Genomic DNA, 17,185 nt, shown 5'->3' with positions numbered 1-17,185 from the left:
AGGCTGCATCCGGAACTCGTGGCTGAGATGGACAGCGCGTCAGCTTCGGCTCTGGGCTTGCCGGCCGCGACAACACTTGCGCTCGATCTGCAAAGCCAGAACCTATTTCATGAGCCTTCCTTCGTTCTGAAAGCCCGGTGGGTGAGGGGCGGTGGTGGACCGGCACGTGCGACGGTCTCCGGCGCCATCATCAGCTATGACGGCCAGAAACGTCGCCTGCCTGAGCCGCTCTATAGCCTGTGGCGCATCGCTGAGACCCTGACCTCTCCCCAGCCAGAGGCAGAGCGTTTTGGTATGGTGGCAAGGTTACAGACCCTTCTGCCGGAGGCCGCCGCCCATAGCCTGATGACCAATGGCTACCTCGACGACACACGCGTCGTCTATGCCTCGGCCTTTTCCCTTAAGCTGGGTAGACAGGACCCCTTTGATTTCGATCCTGTGCTGTTCGGTCCGGGTGTGCGTGAATTTACCGACGAAGGGCGGGTGCTGGACGAAGAGATCGACAATGTCCTCACACCACAACAACAACGAATTTTTGCCGACGAGCGGTTCCGCCAGTACCGTGACGTTCGCCCCGCCTACCCTTTGAGAGGGGGGCAGTACGTTTTCATCGACCCGGCCCTGCGCCCTGTTCTCCAGGAAGTCAGGGCGCTGCAATCGGGGACGGTGGAGCAGAGACGGGAGTTCGTCACCCATCCGCAGCGGGTGCTGCGTCAGCGCCTGGGTGACGAAGTGGCCGAGGCGTCGGATCTCGAGTCCTTATTCGTCGAGACTGAGCAGTTTTCGGCACGTGTCGCCGGTGTGGCGGTCTGGACGAAGACCGTTCTGCCGTGGATTAAGCCGGTCGCCAACAGCTGGATGCCCGAAAAGTTTGGCATACGCATCGGCGATGACACGCCTTTGGAGATTGCGCCTGCCGACGTCGTGCCTTTGTCCAACGCGGTTGAACAGGCCATCGCCGCATCCCAGCTTACACTGGAATTCGAGGGCCAAACCATCCCGGCCACCGAGCAGACGCGGCAGGCCCTGGCAGAGCTCAGATCATTCGTCGAAGCTGAGATTTCGCAGCGAGGCCAACCCGATACGTCCGCCCTTCCAAAATCGCTACTTGAGAAGCGCTTCCTGACGGTTCGAGAAAACTTCGACGATCTCGAATATGTGACGCTGGACCATTCGCCGCAATCCGTGGTCGACGAAGCATTCGTCCTTCCGGAAATCATTAGATCCAAACCCAAGCCCCACCAGGTCGAAGGTATGACCTGGCTGCAACGCCTTTACCTCTCGGGAAAGAGCGGCGGGCTGCTCGCGGACGATATGGGACTGGGCAAGACGTACCAGGCCATTGGCTTCATGGCATGGCTCCAGACGCATCTGCTTGCCCAGAGCGCCCCAAAACGCCCTTTCCTTATTGTCGCTCCGACAGGCTTGCTGGCCAACTGGCGAAGGGAGATCGATCTCCACCTGCAGCCGCCGTGGCTTGGGGACATTGTGCTGGCTTTCGGTTCCAACCTGAAGGCCTTGCGCGACGAGGACAACTTCGATCAAAAGGACATCGTCGCCGGCCGCGCATCATTGGAGGCCGCGGCCTGGGCCAAGGCAGGCGTGGTCCTGACCACCTACGAGACACTCCGCGATTATCACTTCAGTTTCGCCAAAAGCCCCTTCGAGCTGGTTGTCTTCGACGAAATACAAAAGCTCAAAAACCCGACGTCCCAACTGACCAAGGCGGCGAAGACGCTCAATGCCCGTTTCACCTTGGGTATGACGGGTACGCCGGTCGAAAACCGCCTCCAGGATATCTGGTCCATTACCGACGTTCTGCGCCCTGGCTTTCTGGGACTGAGCCGAGATTTCGAGAAGACCTACGTGCCGTCCGACAAGGCGGCGCTTCAGTCGCTGCGCGGCAAACTGTGTGACGCAAAGGCATCCAGCGCGCCCTACATGCTGCGGCGAATGAAGGTCGAACACCTGCCAGAAATGCCGGATAAGACCGAGCAGGCCAAGGCCATAACCATGCCGCCCGCGCAGGCGCTTGCCTATGAAGACCTTATTCGCCGGGCCATGGCTGGGCGAGGCACCATGGGCAAGAATGATGGCATGCTGCAAACCTTGCACGCCATGCGCTCGGTTTCCCTCCACCCGTACCGACCAGATGAGTCGGACAGTGATGACACCTACGTTGCCCAATCGGCCCGACTGCTTTGGACCATGGACATTCTGGAAGCGGTGAAGGCCAAGAAGGAAAAGGCGCTGATCTTCGTCGAGAGCCTGGACATGCAGGCGTGCTTGGCACGGATGATCCAGACGCGCTTCAGACTGCATGCCCCGCCCAGCCGTATCCACGGTGGCGTGCCGGGGGCCAAGCGGCAGGACCTTGTCGAAGTCTTTCAGGCGCGTGCCGACTGCTTCGACGTCATGATCCTGTCCCCAAAGGCCGGAGGGGTCGGTTTGACCCTGACGGCGGCCAATCACGTCATTCACCTGTCGCGGTGGTGGAACCCGGCGGTTGAAGACCAGAGCACGGACCGCGTCTACCGGATCGGCCAAACGAGGCCAGTCCAGGTGTACCTTCCGATGGCTGTGCACCCGGACCCTGTGATCGGCCCCAGCAGCTTTGATATAAAACTAAACGACCTGTTGAGCCGCAAACGTGCCTTGTCGCGTGACATGCTGGTGGCGCCCGAGGGCGACGAGACTGATATCACCGAACTCTTCGACAGCGTCTCGACCTTCGCTCGCGAGCCCCAGACGCCAAGCGAAGAGCAGCTTGGTTCGCCGCCTGAGTCGCCGTCCGAGTCGCCGGCTGAGACGATACCTGAGCCTGTGCCTGCAACGCCGACTGAGCCGGTGGTGGCGCAGCAGATTGTGCCTGTTGCCGACCCTGAGGCCGCCGCCCTGCCGGCACCTGAAGCGGTTCCGCTTGCGGCTACGGCCAGCCAAGAGGAGGCGCCGGCTGCAGTCTCGCCACCGGTTTCGCCAGCAGTTGGTAGTCAGACCCGCAAGATCTTGACGCTTCCGGGCGTTAAGCCAAATCGACCGTCGATCATGTTGTGGGACTTCCCTACGGGACGCGCGCGCGACCTGACGGAAATCCTCGACCTGTTTACCGGGGTCAAGGTCTCAAGACTGAAGATCTCGGATCCTTATGCCATTGCCAATAGCGAAGCGCGTGAGGCCCAGATGGCCTTCATTCGGGACGTGCGCAAAGTGATCACCAGGCTTGATGAGGTTGCCATTGAATATGACCCCCGGCATTCCGAGCCGCGCGAAGCTGAGGAGCAGTCAAGGCGCTACATGCATGAACTTTGGCTGTCGTACTTCAGCCCAGGGGAGTCTCCATTAAGACTTGAAAGGCGGCAGAAGAGCTACCTGCGTGATTTCCATGACCGCATCATCTTTTTGGACCTTCCCCGCGCCGCAGGAGCTGTCGCCACGCACGAGTTGCGCTTGTCGCGAGGCCTGATCGGCCTGATGGCGGCACGCATGCAGTGTTCCGTCACCTATGTGCCACCGCGTGCCTGAACTGATCAGAAAGAACCAGGGAATGCAACGATCGAGCTTTGTCGCCGAAGTTAAGAGTGAAGGACGCATGAATTCACCGAACTTTCGCGGGTAGTGCGAAAAAGACTTATGGTGCCTTCGCAGTTTCCGCCTTCGCGGAATGTTACGAGTAGCGTGTTGATAAGGTAAAAAAGATAATTGATCTAGGGGTAGGGAAATGGATTTAGGTAAGGGACTAAAGTCACTGTCGGAAGTACAGCTTCGCGATCTGTTCCAGCAATCGAAATCTGATCTTCCAACCCTGATAGCGATCAACGCTGAACTCAAAACCAGGCGGTCCGAAGGCGCTATCGACCTGCAATTCGAGGTCGCCCAGCAGATTGTTTATTTGCGAAAATCGGGTGATGCGCCTGAGGCACAGTCATTGAAGCCGGTTGGTGACTGGCTAAACGCGTTTATGTTGACGCGGGGCCTGAAGCGACCTGACGGCCGTCCGCTGTCGCGCTATCGCATGACAGACGACGAATATTCCGACGCAAAGAAGATCCTGCGGCTGTTGGCTCGGCAAGGTCGGCTGGCCGTACCCGACGAACGCGCGGGTCGCCTTTTTGTCGCCTACTGTGCTGAATGGTTCCGTCGTGAAGCGGCCTCGATGTCAGCCGAATGGAACCAATTGGCGCCGGATGTATTCCCTTCCGTGCCGCAGGGTAATATGCGTACTCTGACAGAGATGGGGCTGAACTACTGGGGCCGTGACCTGATCCGGCTCGCCACCCACAGAGAGTTTCTGCTGACCCTGGCCTTGGAAGGCGGTATTCCGGTCCACGTTATTACCGACCAGGACCGTAGTTGGCTGAATGGCTATCTGGAAACCTTGATGCGCGCCAGCGTTTCGGATCGATCGGAGGCGGCTATTCGTGTCGTGGCCTACGAAGAAGCACATCGACTGCGGCAAAGCTACCGGCACGACCTGTTCATCGATACCTGCGCCGAACTGGTCCACAGCATTCTGCATTGGCGCCATACGGCTGAAACGGAGGCACCGAAGGTCGATGCCGTGGACTATCTCGATGCCTGTCACAAGGATTGGCGCGCCAAGCTCCCTGTTTACGTACCCAAGGACGAAAGTCATGAAGCGCGTATCTTGCTCAACGGACTGATGAATGAGCCGCTGACGGGGCTTGCAGTATCGGGTATCCAGGCCAACCGCTACCTGATCCGTGAAAAAGGCGAATGGATCCCGGCATTGCAAATCGTGGCAGATGGCCATCTGAGGCGTGATAAGCTTCCAGGGCTGGCAGCGGACAGCCGTTACCGTGCGGTTCCCTCCGGAGAGCTGAGCAACTTTATCGCTGACGAATTCGCCTTGTTTGAACCGCCGGTAGATGATCAACGCACCTGGCGCGTCAAACCTCGACTGGATTTGTCACGCTTGCTGAAGGGATTTGCCTTCAAGGCGCCGGTAACAACCACCCTGACGTCGGGTAGCACCTTGTATCCAATGACCTGGCCGCATGGCGAAGCGATCAGGTCTGACATTCTCGTTTTCGAAGCTGAGGAGGATAAGCACGGCCTCCGGCTTCGACTGGTTGGTCAGGGGTCGGCCAGCCGAGCCGCAAAGGTGCTTTATGCCCTCATGCCCGCTGACTGGGAGCTCCAGGCTGACACGCCAGAGGCCATCCTGGAGTTTGAAGACGTCCCCAATCTCAAATGTCGGTTGGTAAAGACAGATGGGACGCTTTATTTACGTTCGCCCGATGATCCAGCGGACCTGCGTTATCGCGTCGAAGCCGGTAAGGACGAGAGGCAGGCGGAGCTAAGATATCTCAACCCGCACTGGGCTGGCATCGAGAGTACCGACGCCAACCTGGACATCCTCGAAGGTGCGCTGGACATGCGTATCGGGGAGGACGATAAGCTGCGCATGCCAGCCACCGGTGAGCTGTTTTGGCGCCGACCTGGGCAGACATGGCAGGCAGTTCGAGACGGGTCCTTGAAGGAGCTAGGCCTGGTGGAAGTGTCATGGCGGGACCCGAAGGCCGGCATTCAACTGGAAAGGCGCTGTCTTGGATTGTTGCCGGGTGGCGCGTCGATCCGGGCCAATATGGTCGAGGCCAAGCGTGGCGATTTAACCTTGGTCAATCTTCCAGGTTGGAAGTTGAGCCCCAGGCGTCCTGATCTGGACATTGTCGATCAACACACCGAGGGTTTCAGCGTTACATTCCCTGGTCGGCCCGATTATCGCCTTGTCTGCGACCTGCTTCCGCCCAGCGGAAGGCCGCTGCCTGTCAGAATTACCTTTCGAGGTCGCGACGCCGTCATCGTCAAGCATGATGGTGCAATTGTGGCGCCCGGGACGATGCTCGATCTCGCCAGCCTGCGCGGTACCTTTGCATTGGCCCCTCATCGTACAAGCCTTCTGATCTCCCGTATTGGCGCCAAGACGGGAGCAAGCAGTGTAACGTTCGACGGCGAATATCCCTTGGCCACACGCCGCCAGGTCATCGAAGCCTTGCTGGCGGAGGCGGGACATCAGGACGCCCAGATCGAGTTGGCCTTCCTCGGCGACAGTCGCTCTTCCGTTCGTCTTGGCAGGTATCGTTTTGATAAGCCGATACAGTCTGCTGGCCTCGTCGATCTGCCCCAAACAGAAGGAGCTGTCGTGGCCCGCATGGTCTGCGACCCGGCGGATGAAGTGCCGCTGACATTCGACCCTCAGGGACCGGGCTATCGTGCGCCGGCAAGTTGTTACGGGCCGATCTTGATCTATATGCGCGATGGGCCCGATGTTGTTTCTCGTCCGGTTGTCGTCGACACCAAGGACCGCAGTTTCGCGCGTCGGGAGGGTCTCATGATGGCTCTGACCGAACTCGATTTCAAGCAACGGCAGGGCGACATTACAAAAGTCCTTTCCGAGTTGGCGACCACGTCGGCGAGGCCCGAGGACGTGTCATATCTCGTCAAACATGTGGCGACCCTGAATGGCGTCCCGGCGTCCGCCTTCGACGCCCTGGCGCGTCTGGCGGAAGTGCCTGTGGCTTTGGCCAGGGTCTTGCTTAACGCGACTGACGAAGCCTCTCGTCAGGCAGTCTTTTCCCTGCAAAATGAGTTGCCCTTCCTTTGGCTTGCATTGCCCATCTCGGCTTGGGGCGAAGCGTTCGGCGCCGAATGGGCCGGACTGGAGTCGGCTCTGGCAAGTGTCGAGAGTGCCGCGCGTTCAGTACTCATTATGAAATGTCTTGCGGGCAAGGCGGCGGATATGTCGACGCTCGACAGCGCCCTCGCGGCCGTCTTTGCCAGGGTTGGCTTTGCCAGTCCTGCCGTGTCGGAAGAGCCGTCGTTACAGGACATTGCGCAGGCCTATGTCCGCGGCCGGAGCGACGGCGAGAGCGCCGACTCGAACTTGACGACCGTGCCAGATTTGTCCGGCAAGCTCAGCGCAAATGGGTTCGATCTGCCCCCTGATATTAGTCGGCTAAGTTTCAAGGATTGGGGTGGACTGTTGGCGCCAGCCTTTCTGGCCCTCAGCGCACTTGAAAAGCTGCCGCTCGACACTGAGACGAAGAGTCTGGTGCGCCGGGTGATGCGTGAAGATCAGAACGCGAAGTCACCCTATGTCTCACCAGCCTTCCCCCATTTTCTCAGATTTTACGGAGCCTAGGCGATGAAACCGTTTGCCATCCTCTCTGACATACGCGCGCGCGCCGTCGAAGCCGTGCTGTCACAGTCGGGCCTGACCCATGAAGGGCTGAAGACGCATCTACGTTCTGTCATGTCGGGGCCGCCGGGTTCGCAAAGCGTATTGCTCCAAGAACCCATAATCGAAGGCGCGCATCCGTTTGTCACGGCGCCCTTCGCCCTTGGCAATATGCCAAAGCCCGTCCTTGATCCAAGGTTTGTCAAGGTTCTGGACGGGCTGGCGCCGACGGACGATTACCGCTTTCCTGCCACTCGTCGGCCCTTTCGGCATCAATACGCAGCTTGGGAGCAACTCAGCGCAAAAGGGGACCCGCAGTCCGTTCTTGTCACATCGGGTACTGGCTCAGGGAAGACGGAGTGCTTTCTTTTCCCAATTCTCAGTGATCTGGTCACCCAAGCGGAACAGACGACCCAACGCCTGGAAGGTGTACAGGCGATCATGTTATACCCGCTAAACGCCCTTATCGAAAGCCAGAAGGAGCGCCTGTCGGCGTGGACGGCGCCCTTTGCAGGCAAGATACGCTACTGCCTGTATAATGGTGATTTGCCGAAAACCGCACCGGCATCGGATCATCGCCGGACGCCGGAACAGGTTGTCGATCGCAATCAGCTGAGAGCCAGTCCGCCGTCCGTTCTGGTCACCAACGTGACCATGCTCGAATACATGTTATCCCGTGCTGACGACCAGCCAATTATCGAAAAGTCGAAGGGGAAGTTGAAGTGGATCGTTCTGGACGAAGCGCACTCCCTCGTCGGGGCCGCCGCCGCTGAGATTGCATTGCTTCTTCGACGCGTCTTGCTTGCCTTTGAGACTGAGCCCGAGCAGGTGCATTTCGTTGCGACGTCCGCCACGATCGGCAGTGGCCCTGATATTCTGCAGACCTTGCAGCGGTTTCTGGCAGAGGTCGCCGGTATTGCTGACGCCAAGGTCCATGTCATCGAAGGCGACCGGCAAATGCCCGGCAAGCCCGCCAGGGCGCCGTTAAAAGCGGTGGATCTGGAGGTGGCTGACCCGGGCTATCTATACGACTTTCTCGGGTCAGATCCGGATGTCTGGGGCTTTATAGAAAGGCTACACAAGGGTACGCAATCGCTCGAGCAGGCAGGGCGGATCGGCAAGCGTTTTGGACTTGATGGCGAAGCGTTTATCAATCTCCTGACCCGCGCCGAACGGATAGCCCCTGACACAGGTGAACCAGTACGATTGGCGCCGGTTCGTATCCACGCCTTTGAGCGCGCGGTACCCGGTGTCTGGAGCTGCCTGAACCCGGAGTGCCGCGGCAGGCCAGAAAACTGGCCTTTTGGGCGATTATTTACCGAAAAAGCAAATACTTGTCCGGACTGTCAGGCTCCCGTGCTCGAGGCAATTAACTGCATGGAATGTGGTGAGCCGTTCCTAGATGCCGAAGAGGATCTGGAGACGGGCAAGCTGGTTTCGCCAGTACGCATTGCTGTGCGTGATGAATTTGACCTGGATGCCGACACTGAAGCCCCGCCGGAGGAGACGGGAGAAGGCGAAAAGGATAACCGCGAAATCTTCGCACCGGCAGCCAATCCACATATGCTCTTGGCAGCCAATCCTACGGGTCGCGCCAGGCCGCTAAACCTGAACAAGCAGACCTGGAATGTCGAAGACAAGGGTGGCGAAGGACGCCGCACATTCCTGTGCGAAGAATTTCCGATCGATGAACGATGCCCCTGTTGCCAGGTGAAGGCCAAGGCCAAGACCAGCATTTATCAGCTGGTGCGACCCATGCGTTTTGGCGCGCCCTTCCTTATTGGAAACGCTGCGCCGCTCCTGGTCGAGGGCGTAGATCCTGCTACGTCGGTATCCGGTGTGTTGCCGTCCGATGGCCGGCGTCTGCTGTCCTTTACGGACAGCCGACAAGGTACCGCGCGGCTGTCGGCCAAGATCCAGGCCGAGGCAGAGCGTAATTTTGTGCGTTCGTTTGTGTATCATTCTGTCCAGGCCTCTATGGCGGCAAGCCCGGAGGAAAGCACTTTGGACGCGCTAAAGGCTGAACTTTCAGAGCTGGAGGATGCCTACGAAGCCAGTCGAATGCCCATCCTCGAAGGCATAATTCAAGACCGTAAACAGGCCTTATTGAAACTGACCTCTGGTTCGACGGACGGTATTGCCTGGGACGTTTTGGTCGATCGATTGGCTTCCAGGCCAGAAGTTGAGGCATGGATCAAGGACGTCTGGGAACCGCGCGACCCTGAATTGTTCAGTGAACCGCGAAAATTGGCCAGGTTCTTGTTGTTGCGCGAGTTTGCTCGGCGGCCTCGAAAAGCTAATTCGTTGGAAACGCTCGGTTTGGCTCGGTTACGCCTGCCGTCGATCGACGGACTTACGTCAGCTCCAGCCGTTTTCGCCCGGCAGGGCAAGTCCGTCGACGATTGGAAGGACTTCCTGTACGCAATGGTAACGCATTTTGTGCGGTCCTATAGTGCTATAGGCGTATCCCGGTCGGAACAACACTGGTTGATGCCCAATGTGTCCCTGCATTCGTTGTTGCCGCCCGATCAAACAGCCAATGGCGATAAAAGGCGGCAGACCTGGCCAAGTATACGCCGTGTAAGAGGTCAGATGGCCGGGCCATTGATGTGGCTGCTCCGAGGGTTGGTCCTTCGGCAGGATGAGGCCGCTGACAAGGACGACCTGGACGAATGCATGCGTATGGCCTGGCATAACTTGCAACCCGTCTTCGGCAATGATCCTGAACACCGGGCGTTGGACTTTACAAAGACATGGATTGCTCCGGTCAAGCAGGCCTATGTATGCCAGATTACGCGCCGGCTACTGGATCGCACGCCTTTTGGTATCACGCCCTATGGCCGCTTCGAACGTGCCGAAGAAAAACTGAAAGTGTTGCCAGTCAGCATGCCTACCCACCCGGCTCCTCAACTGGGACAGGTCGATGTCCAACTGGGTGCGCAAAAGATCAAAACCTGGCTGCAGTCCGGGCCCGAGATCGTGAAGTTGCGAGAGAGCGGGCAATGGACAAACATCACGGATCGAATTGCGGAGTTTGCCCAGTATGCCCGCTCAGCTGAACATTCGGCGCAGCAGGATAGTCAGCGTCTCCGCCGATATGAAAAGGCCTTCAAGGAAGGCAAGATCAATATTCTGAATTGCTCCACCACCATGGAAATGGGTGTCGATATTGGCTCGGTTTCGATGGTGATGATGACCAATGTGCCGCCGTCGATCGCCAGCTACCGTCAGCGAGTGGGCCGTGCCGGCCGCCGCGGGCAGTCCAGTTCTCTGGCCTTCACCTTCTGCAAGGATAACCCGCTGGATCGGGAAGCCTTTCGCAAGCCTGCGGATTACCTCAAGCGCACAGTGTCGCCCCCCAAGGTGGCCTTGAGCAGCCGTCCGATCGTTCAGCGGCACGTAAACGCCTATCTCCTACGTGCCTTCATTCTGGAGCAATCCGGAAATGCAATCCAAATGATGATTGGACCATTCCTCGGATGTCCTTCCGACCCGGCCGGTCTGCGTCCAATTTTGGCCGAACGTCCTGTAGCTCTGTTTAAGAGCTGGCTGGACCTGCCAAGCGTAAAAGCCGCCCATCGTGCTGCGCTTGCAACCTTGGTCCGGCGCTCAGTTTTGGAGGGCGAAACCAATCTCGTAGAAGAAACTCGTAGCGCTATTGATGCACTTGAAGTGGCATTTGTAGCTGAGTGGGAGGGAATTCGGGCTCTGGCTCGTGACGAAGGTTTGAAGGACGCTGGCAAAAGCCGAATGCATATTGAGTTGAAGCGGCTATGCGAGGATTTCCTGTTGGGCGCGTTGGCCGGCCAAGGCTTCTTACCGGGCCATGGTTTCCCAACCGACGTGGTCACTTTCCTGCCGGCCAAGGCACCGAAAAAGGACGATCAAGATCTAGATGGGCGATCACGTTTCCGCAGCCAGGGGCCGCAACGTTCACTTGACCTTGCAATCCGCGATTATGCGCCCGGGTCTGAAATTGTACTGGATGGTCTTGTGCACAGATCCGAAGGCGTGACCCTCAACTGGAAGCGCCCTGCCACGGAAGAGGGGCTGGTCGAGATCCAAAGCCTCAAGTACCACTGGTCATGCCGGACATGCGGTACCAGTGACACCACCAGAGGCGTGCCCAATGCCTGCACGGCTTGCGGCTCGAGCGATCTGGAGCCCGTGCAGTATCTTCGTCCGAGCGGTTTTACCGTAGATTTTCGCACGAAGGCGCACGCCGATACGGACGTCATCAGCTATGTGCCGCCCGAAGATCCAAAAGCCTCGACGCGCGACGCACCCTGGACGGCACTACCTATTCCTGACGCAGGCCGATTTAGGAGCAGTCGCGAAGGTCTGGTATTCTATGCTAACAAAGGGCCCCATCGCTGTGGATTTTCCGTCTGCCTTTATTGCGGTCGAGCTGAAGCCGACGAGCAAAACTGGACGGCAAATGATCCCAAGAGCAGGCCTTTTTACCGGCACAAACCCCTGCGGCCACGCAAAGGCGAAGCCGTGGATGTCTGTCCAGGCACAGAGCAGTCGTGGAAGATACGTTCCAACTTGACCTTAGGCCACGAAATTACCACCGACGTATTCGAACTCCAGCCGGTTGCGGCACTGAACCGCGCCGGTTCGACGGCTTTGGTAATCGCCTTAAGGGAAGGTCTAGCTCGTGAACTTGGCGTCGAGGCCGATGAAATGGGCTTCTCGGTCAAGCAGACAACCGGGCGGTTCGGCAAGCAAGCCGTCTCCATGCTCCTTTTCGACAAGGCTGCCGGCGGGGCTGGCTTTTCTGTTTCGTTGGAGAGCAAGCTGGCGAACGTTCTGATGGAGGCGTCAAAGGTCTTGGACTGCAAGACGCCGGGATGCACAACCGGTTGCGCGGCCTGCGTAATGACGTCCGACGCACCGGTTGAGGAGAATGGCCTTGATCGAGTGGGAGCTTTGAACTTTATCCGAGAGCACCTGTCATTTCCCGCCGCCTTGGCGGAAGAAGACAAATTCTCCGCCGATGCCGTCCTGTCGCATTCCGTAGTCGATGAAATTGGTGAGGCTCTTCGAGACGGCGTAGCTGCGAGATTGAGCATATTCGCCACACCCACATTCGACTCGGCTGGTTTGACAGCCTGGAGTGCCGCGACCGATTTTTCAAATTGGAAACATCTTGGTTACGCGATAGACCTTGTTCTTCCGGCTACCGTGGTCCCTGGCCTGGATGCAGCGGCTAGGTTGGCTTTGCACGCGTTTGTTCTGACGCATGGTATCCAGTTGCGGTCCGGAGACGCCCCGGGTTCGCATCCTACCATGCGTGTATTGGCAGTGGTTCAGGGCCAGGTGAGGACTCAGGCCTGGGCCTCACGTGACGAAGCCGCGTGCTTGCCGGGAGCAAGCTGGGCGCAGCCTTCGCTGCACCTCATAGCGCGAGGTAGCCTGGCCCGATTACCAGACTACCCCTCGATTGATCCATCGAGTTTGTTGCCATTGCCGACAACCAAGTTTGCTTCGATAGAGTCGGAGCTGGATATCTCCATCGGCCTGTTTGGTAACAGGATGGCTACTCACATACGCTCACTTCTCGACGCATGTGGCCTGAACACGACGGTTCCCATCACTGGCATGACCTACAAAGACCCTTATGTTTCATCGCCTCTGGTAGCTCGGCTGCTGATCGACACCTTGGCGGCATTAACCGCAGAAAAAGGCCGGGGGGGCGAGATAAAAATAATAACGCAAAAGCTGAAGTCATCGTCTGAACACGGACCTCCCCGGCAGGCTTCGCATAATTGGCGCTATGAAGGCGCGGCCAAAAGCGTGATCGAAGCCTACGGCCGGTTGAAACGGCTAACTGTCGAACTGGATCATAAGGATACGGTTCCACACGGCCGCTACCTGAACATTGCCTATGGCGACGGCACCAAGGCGCAAGTTGTTTTCGATCAAGGCTTTGGTGCCTGGTCTCCCCCGGCGGGACAACCCATGCGGCACGACTTCGATTTCGATGTTTCCCGCCAGGTCTATCAAATTTCCCGACAATCTGCACCAGTACGTAAGTCGCGATTTGGGCCTACCTATCTGGTCGCAGTAAAGCTCTGACTGTCATTTTCAAACTCATTTCCGGCCCGATGGCGATCTGCCCCAAAAGCTTCTCCATCGGGCCAATCAAGTAGCCGGTAGCGTCGCGTGGGGCTCGTCGTTCGGGCTGAGTTGAATAAGGCGCTGCTCTGCGGGGATATCCTCTAGAAATGACGATATTCGACGAGGACACCTGTCGGAACGACCCAGAAGTATGGCCTTGCGCTCATCCCAAATTTGGTCCTGCGTACGGTCCACGCCGGGCCATATAACGGCATAGTGCATGAGAGCAAGGTTGGTCTATTGGTAGCGAGTGCAACTGAATTTTAGGGCGACAGCGTTGTGCTGCCGCCCTACCGCGCGTCAATATTAGGCAGCGCGTGCGATACCGAGTTGTAGGCAATCAAGATGGTCGGACCACCATTGTGCCATCCGCACTCGCTCTTCCCAGTGAGCGCCGCGATGATAAGTCCCTCGGATCTTGTTGGAGTCGACGCAGCTTCGAGACTGAGGTCGAACATGTAGCTTGCGATGACCACGCTGACGCTGCCGACGAGGTGACCATCGAGAGTGAATTTCCGACCCGGGAACGAGGCTTCCAAGCGAGCTGAAGTGCTGTACAGGGTGTCGAGCAAAGTCTGGACTTCCTGCCAATGTTCCGGCTCCTCGACATCATGGCAGGATGTCATCAACATTGGTGAGCCTCATCATGTAGCGATCAAATGGCGGCAGGTGTGCCGCCATTTGATACCACTCAATCGTCAGCATTTTTTTATCGTAGATCCAGCTTTCAATGCCTGGCTGTAGATGGACCAAGCAACGCGCCACTAAGAGCGTTCGCCGCAAGGACCGAAATATCGTTAGCGGCGCGTCGCGCAGACGTGTCGGTTAAGTGCGCGTAACGTTCGGTTGTTTTAATGTCGGAGTGACCAAGGATCTTGCCAATGATCGGGAGCGTCTTTCCATCTTCAATCGCCAAAGACGCAAAAGTATGCCGCAAATCGTGGAGAGTCGTTTTGGGTAAGTCTGCCGCCAGTTTGATCTGTGTCCAGATCTTTGGAGTACCGATGAATGGTTTATTCGCGTCAACAGCGGACGGGAAAACGAATTCTGATTTTACCGATGCGTTCACATATGGGCGCAGAAGTTCGAGAGCAGGCAACCCAACCGGCACAACCTTTGGACCCGTCTTGCTGTCCGAAAGCTTTAGAAAGTGATTGCTGAAATCAACGGCGTCTCTACGCAGGTGCTCAATCTCGCCTTTGCGGCAGCCGGTGAGGATGAGGCAGCGGATTATGGCCACCGCGGTTGCGTTCCAGTGGGATAGGTCCATGACTTGACCGAGCCGCTTCAGTTCTTCGAGACTTAGATGCCGTTCGGATTTTCCGGCCTTGTAGGTCTCAACGCCACGGCAGGGGTGATCTGATCTAAGCTTGCGTTTGACCGCAAACGTGAAAATTCCGGAAAGCGTAATGACTGTCCGCGTTGCCGTCCCTTTGCCGCCACGAACGTTTGAGTCCGTGCGGCCTCTGGTCTCGGCGGTTAGACCTGTGCGCTTGGCTTCCACCTTTGACGGCTTGCGGCCGCCATGTTTGCCAGCCGCGACGTCGCGGAGGAAGCGTTCGATGTGTGAACTGTTGACCTCCGAGATCTTGAGCTTGCCGAGAAGTGGCTTGATATGCCGGTTGATCCGATAGCCGTCGGATTTAAGGGTCGACGCCTTCTTCGTCGTGGTCCCCTCTTCAAGATAGAAATCGCAGAGTTCAGCGACGGTCATTTCCTTGCGCTTCTGCGCCTTGGCATCCTGGGGGTCTGTCCCCAGTCGGACAGAACTGAGAAGCCGTTCGGCCTCCTTGCGCGCTTCTTCCGGGGTGAAGACGCCGTGCTGTCCGATCGTGTATTCTTTTGGTGTCTCCCCACGACCGCCGCCATTCGCGCGGTAAACAACTTTATAGACTTTCACACCGGACGGCATCACTCGGACGGAAAAGCCCGTCAGTTCTGTATCTCGAATACGGTAGCGCTTCTCCGTCGGCTTCGCCGCATCGACGCTGCGCTTAGTGATCTTTTCGTGCCTGTCCATAACAACGCCTTTCGCTTAATCGTCGTCGGCGGGCCTACACCAGGCCTTCACCGCAGAATTAATACGATGACCAATCTCGTAACGCCATGCAATTAGAAAATTGAAAACAAAGAACATTTTCGAAGCGCTGCACTTTGCGGCATCTCCGTGCAACGTAAAAAATCCCTTTCCTAAAGCAGAGGTCGCAGGTTCGAGTCCTGCAGGGGTCGCCAAGTTTATAAGGGTTTGCTAAAAATGGCAGGCTGAATGTTTACCTTGCTCAGGCAACCAAGCTATGGCCGAATATGAGGGCCGACTTGGAAGAGGAGTATGGCGGCCAGCTGGGAACGTTTGTGCGCCTGTTGTTTGGCGAGACAAAGTAGCAGACTCGCCGGCTGTTACAGCTTCGATTTAATCGCCGTCGCGCCTTTCCCAGGGTTTTGGTGGCGCAGTCCTAGGTCGGTCGCGAAGGCTTGAACCTGCCGAGGCGTGTCGGGTTGTGGCTATATCACCCAGAATGGAGCCTTGGCGTAGTCGAACAGCAGATCGGCCGCGTTGACCGACTCAATAGCCATTGGGCGAAACAAATGTAGGCGGACATCGATGCGGGAAAAGCTCCTAACGAAATCCGCAAGATTGAGATCCTGCCGATCATTTTCAACGGGACCTACGACGAGCATCATTGGAAGGTATTGATCGACAGGTGGGATGATCTGCGGGAGCAGTTGGATGGCATTGTGGTGCCGCAGCGGATGCGGGATCCGGAGTACCGTGGCATCGCGGAAGAGTTTGACCGCCGTGCGCCCAATTTTTCCCCTCAGGCGATCTGACCAGGAGCGGGTAATGTGGTTTCATCGGCACAATGTCAGGGGGCGGCCCAGGAGTGCGCTCCGCAACGAGGCACGGCGTGTCGTGATGCTGCGATGCGATGTGAACGGGTCACACTTCGGAAATCCTTTGCAAGCAAATTAAAAAAATTCATGTTAGGTGGGTTGATTTTCTCCAATAGCGATAGTTAATGGACCTCGGTTGGTATTTTGTGGCGTTTTTTTAGCTTACATTTTTAATCAATCCTTTTGGGGGTTCCGGTGAATAAGCAATGGAAGCGCACGCGTGGCGCGATGATCCCTGCTGCCTTGGTGGCAGCTCTCTCCGCAGTTGCAAGCTCCAAGGCGGCCGAGGTATTGCCCTCGGGCTCGACGCCTCCTGAAGGCTATGTCGCCGTGTCGGAAATAGATGGCCTGAAAAGCGTTGAGACACTGGCCAACGGAGACATCAAGCTTATCCTGACGAATGGCTCGGAAGTTGTCCTTGCCGCAGCGGACGTCACCCTGATCGGCAATACCTACTACGTCAGTGAGGCAGCCGTCCTTCAGACCGGGCTTGCGCTTGAAAGTGCACCGGTTCTGGACTTCATCATGGATCATCCGATCATGACGGGCGTCGCGGGGGCCGCGGGCTTGGGCGGCGCCGTCCTGGGCTTGTCAGGAAAAACCAATGAAGCGCCGGCCTTGACGTCTGCCGCGTCTGCGACGGCCGCTGAAAATTCGACAGCGGCCTACACGGCAACGGCAACGGACCCTGACGGTGATAAGCTCACCTTCTCGATCGACGGCGGTTCGGATGCTAGCCGTTTTGCGATCAATGCCGATACAGGCGCGATCACCTTTGTTGCGGCGCCAAATTTCGAAGCCCCCGTCGATGCAGGCACCGACAATACTTACGACATCGTCGTCAGAGTATCGGATGGTGAAAAGAGCGCTACTCAGAACGTCTCCATTCGGGTCACCAATGTCAACGATGTCCCGCCGGTATTTACCTCTGGAACGACCGTATCAGTCGCGGAAAACACCACGGCAACCGGC

Annotated in this window: 6 protein-coding genes; 4 read left to right on the top strand and 2 right to left on the bottom strand. The window is 57.5% G+C overall.

What is annotated here, in order from left to right:
- Positions 1–57 precede the first annotated feature (57 nt).
- The 3 genes from ABI_RS12040 (at position 58) to ABI_RS12030 (ending at position 13,279) form a co-directional block, all read left to right on the top strand.
- A complete protein-coding gene (locus ABI_RS12040) occupies positions 58–3,522 on the top strand; it encodes a DEAD/DEAH box helicase (protein WP_169313731.1) in 3,465 nt (1,154 codons plus the stop codon).
- A gap of 196 nt (positions 3,523–3,718) precedes the next feature.
- Entirely contained in the window at positions 3,719–7,162 is a 3,444-nt protein-coding gene (locus ABI_RS12035) for an STY4851/ECs_5259 family protein (RefSeq protein WP_006273266.1), read from the top strand.
- 3 nt (positions 7,163–7,165) lie between these two features.
- A complete protein-coding gene (locus tag ABI_RS12030) occupies positions 7,166–13,279 on the top strand; it encodes a DEAD/DEAH box helicase family protein (RefSeq protein WP_006273265.1) in 6,114 nt (2,037 codons plus the stop codon).
- Between the two features lie 332 nt (positions 13,280–13,611).
- On the opposite strand, the gene ABI_RS23690 is transcribed toward ABI_RS12030, so the two are convergent.
- Together ABI_RS23690 and ABI_RS12020 are read right to left on the bottom strand one after the other, a co-directional pair.
- The gene (locus ABI_RS23690) at positions 13,612–13,953 is read right to left on the bottom strand and encodes a DUF6998 domain-containing protein (protein ID WP_050808283.1); all 342 of its coding nucleotides are present in this window, start codon (positions 13,951–13,953) and stop codon (positions 13,612–13,614) included.
- A 95-nt stretch (positions 13,954–14,048) separates the two neighbouring features.
- Positions 14,049–15,341, bottom strand: a complete 1,293-nt coding sequence (locus ABI_RS12020) for a site-specific integrase (protein ID WP_006273263.1) — start codon at positions 15,339–15,341, stop codon at positions 14,049–14,051.
- A 1,067-nt stretch (positions 15,342–16,408) separates the two neighbouring features.
- Here ABI_RS12020 and ABI_RS25685 point away from each other — a divergent pair.
- Positions 16,409–17,185 (top strand): cadherin repeat domain-containing protein (locus ABI_RS25685; protein WP_169313730.1); only part of this gene is annotated, 777 nt, incomplete at its 3' end.

Source organism: Asticcacaulis biprosthecium C19, assembly GCF_000204015.1.
In the GTDB taxonomy this organism is placed as follows: Bacteria; Pseudomonadota; Alphaproteobacteria; order Caulobacterales; family Caulobacteraceae; genus Asticcacaulis; species Asticcacaulis biprosthecius.
The sequence above is the reverse complement of the archived record's forward strand: the minus strand, read 5'-3'. Positions and strand labels throughout refer to the sequence as shown.

Coding starts and splice junctions, on each gene's coding strand:
- ABI_RS12035 (WP_006273266.1), top strand. CDS start 3,719: ATGGATTTAGGTAAGGGACTAAAGTCACTGTCGGAAGTACAGCTTCGC.
- ABI_RS12030 (WP_006273265.1), top strand. CDS start 7,166: ATGAAACCGTTTGCCATCCTCTCTGACATACGCGCGCGCGCCGTCGAA.
- ABI_RS23690 (WP_050808283.1), bottom strand. CDS start 13,953: ATGTTGATGACATCCTGCCATGATGTCGAGGAGCCGGAACATTGGCAG.
- ABI_RS12020 (WP_006273263.1), bottom strand. CDS start 15,341: ATGGACAGGCACGAAAAGATCACTAAGCGCAGCGTCGATGCGGCGAAG.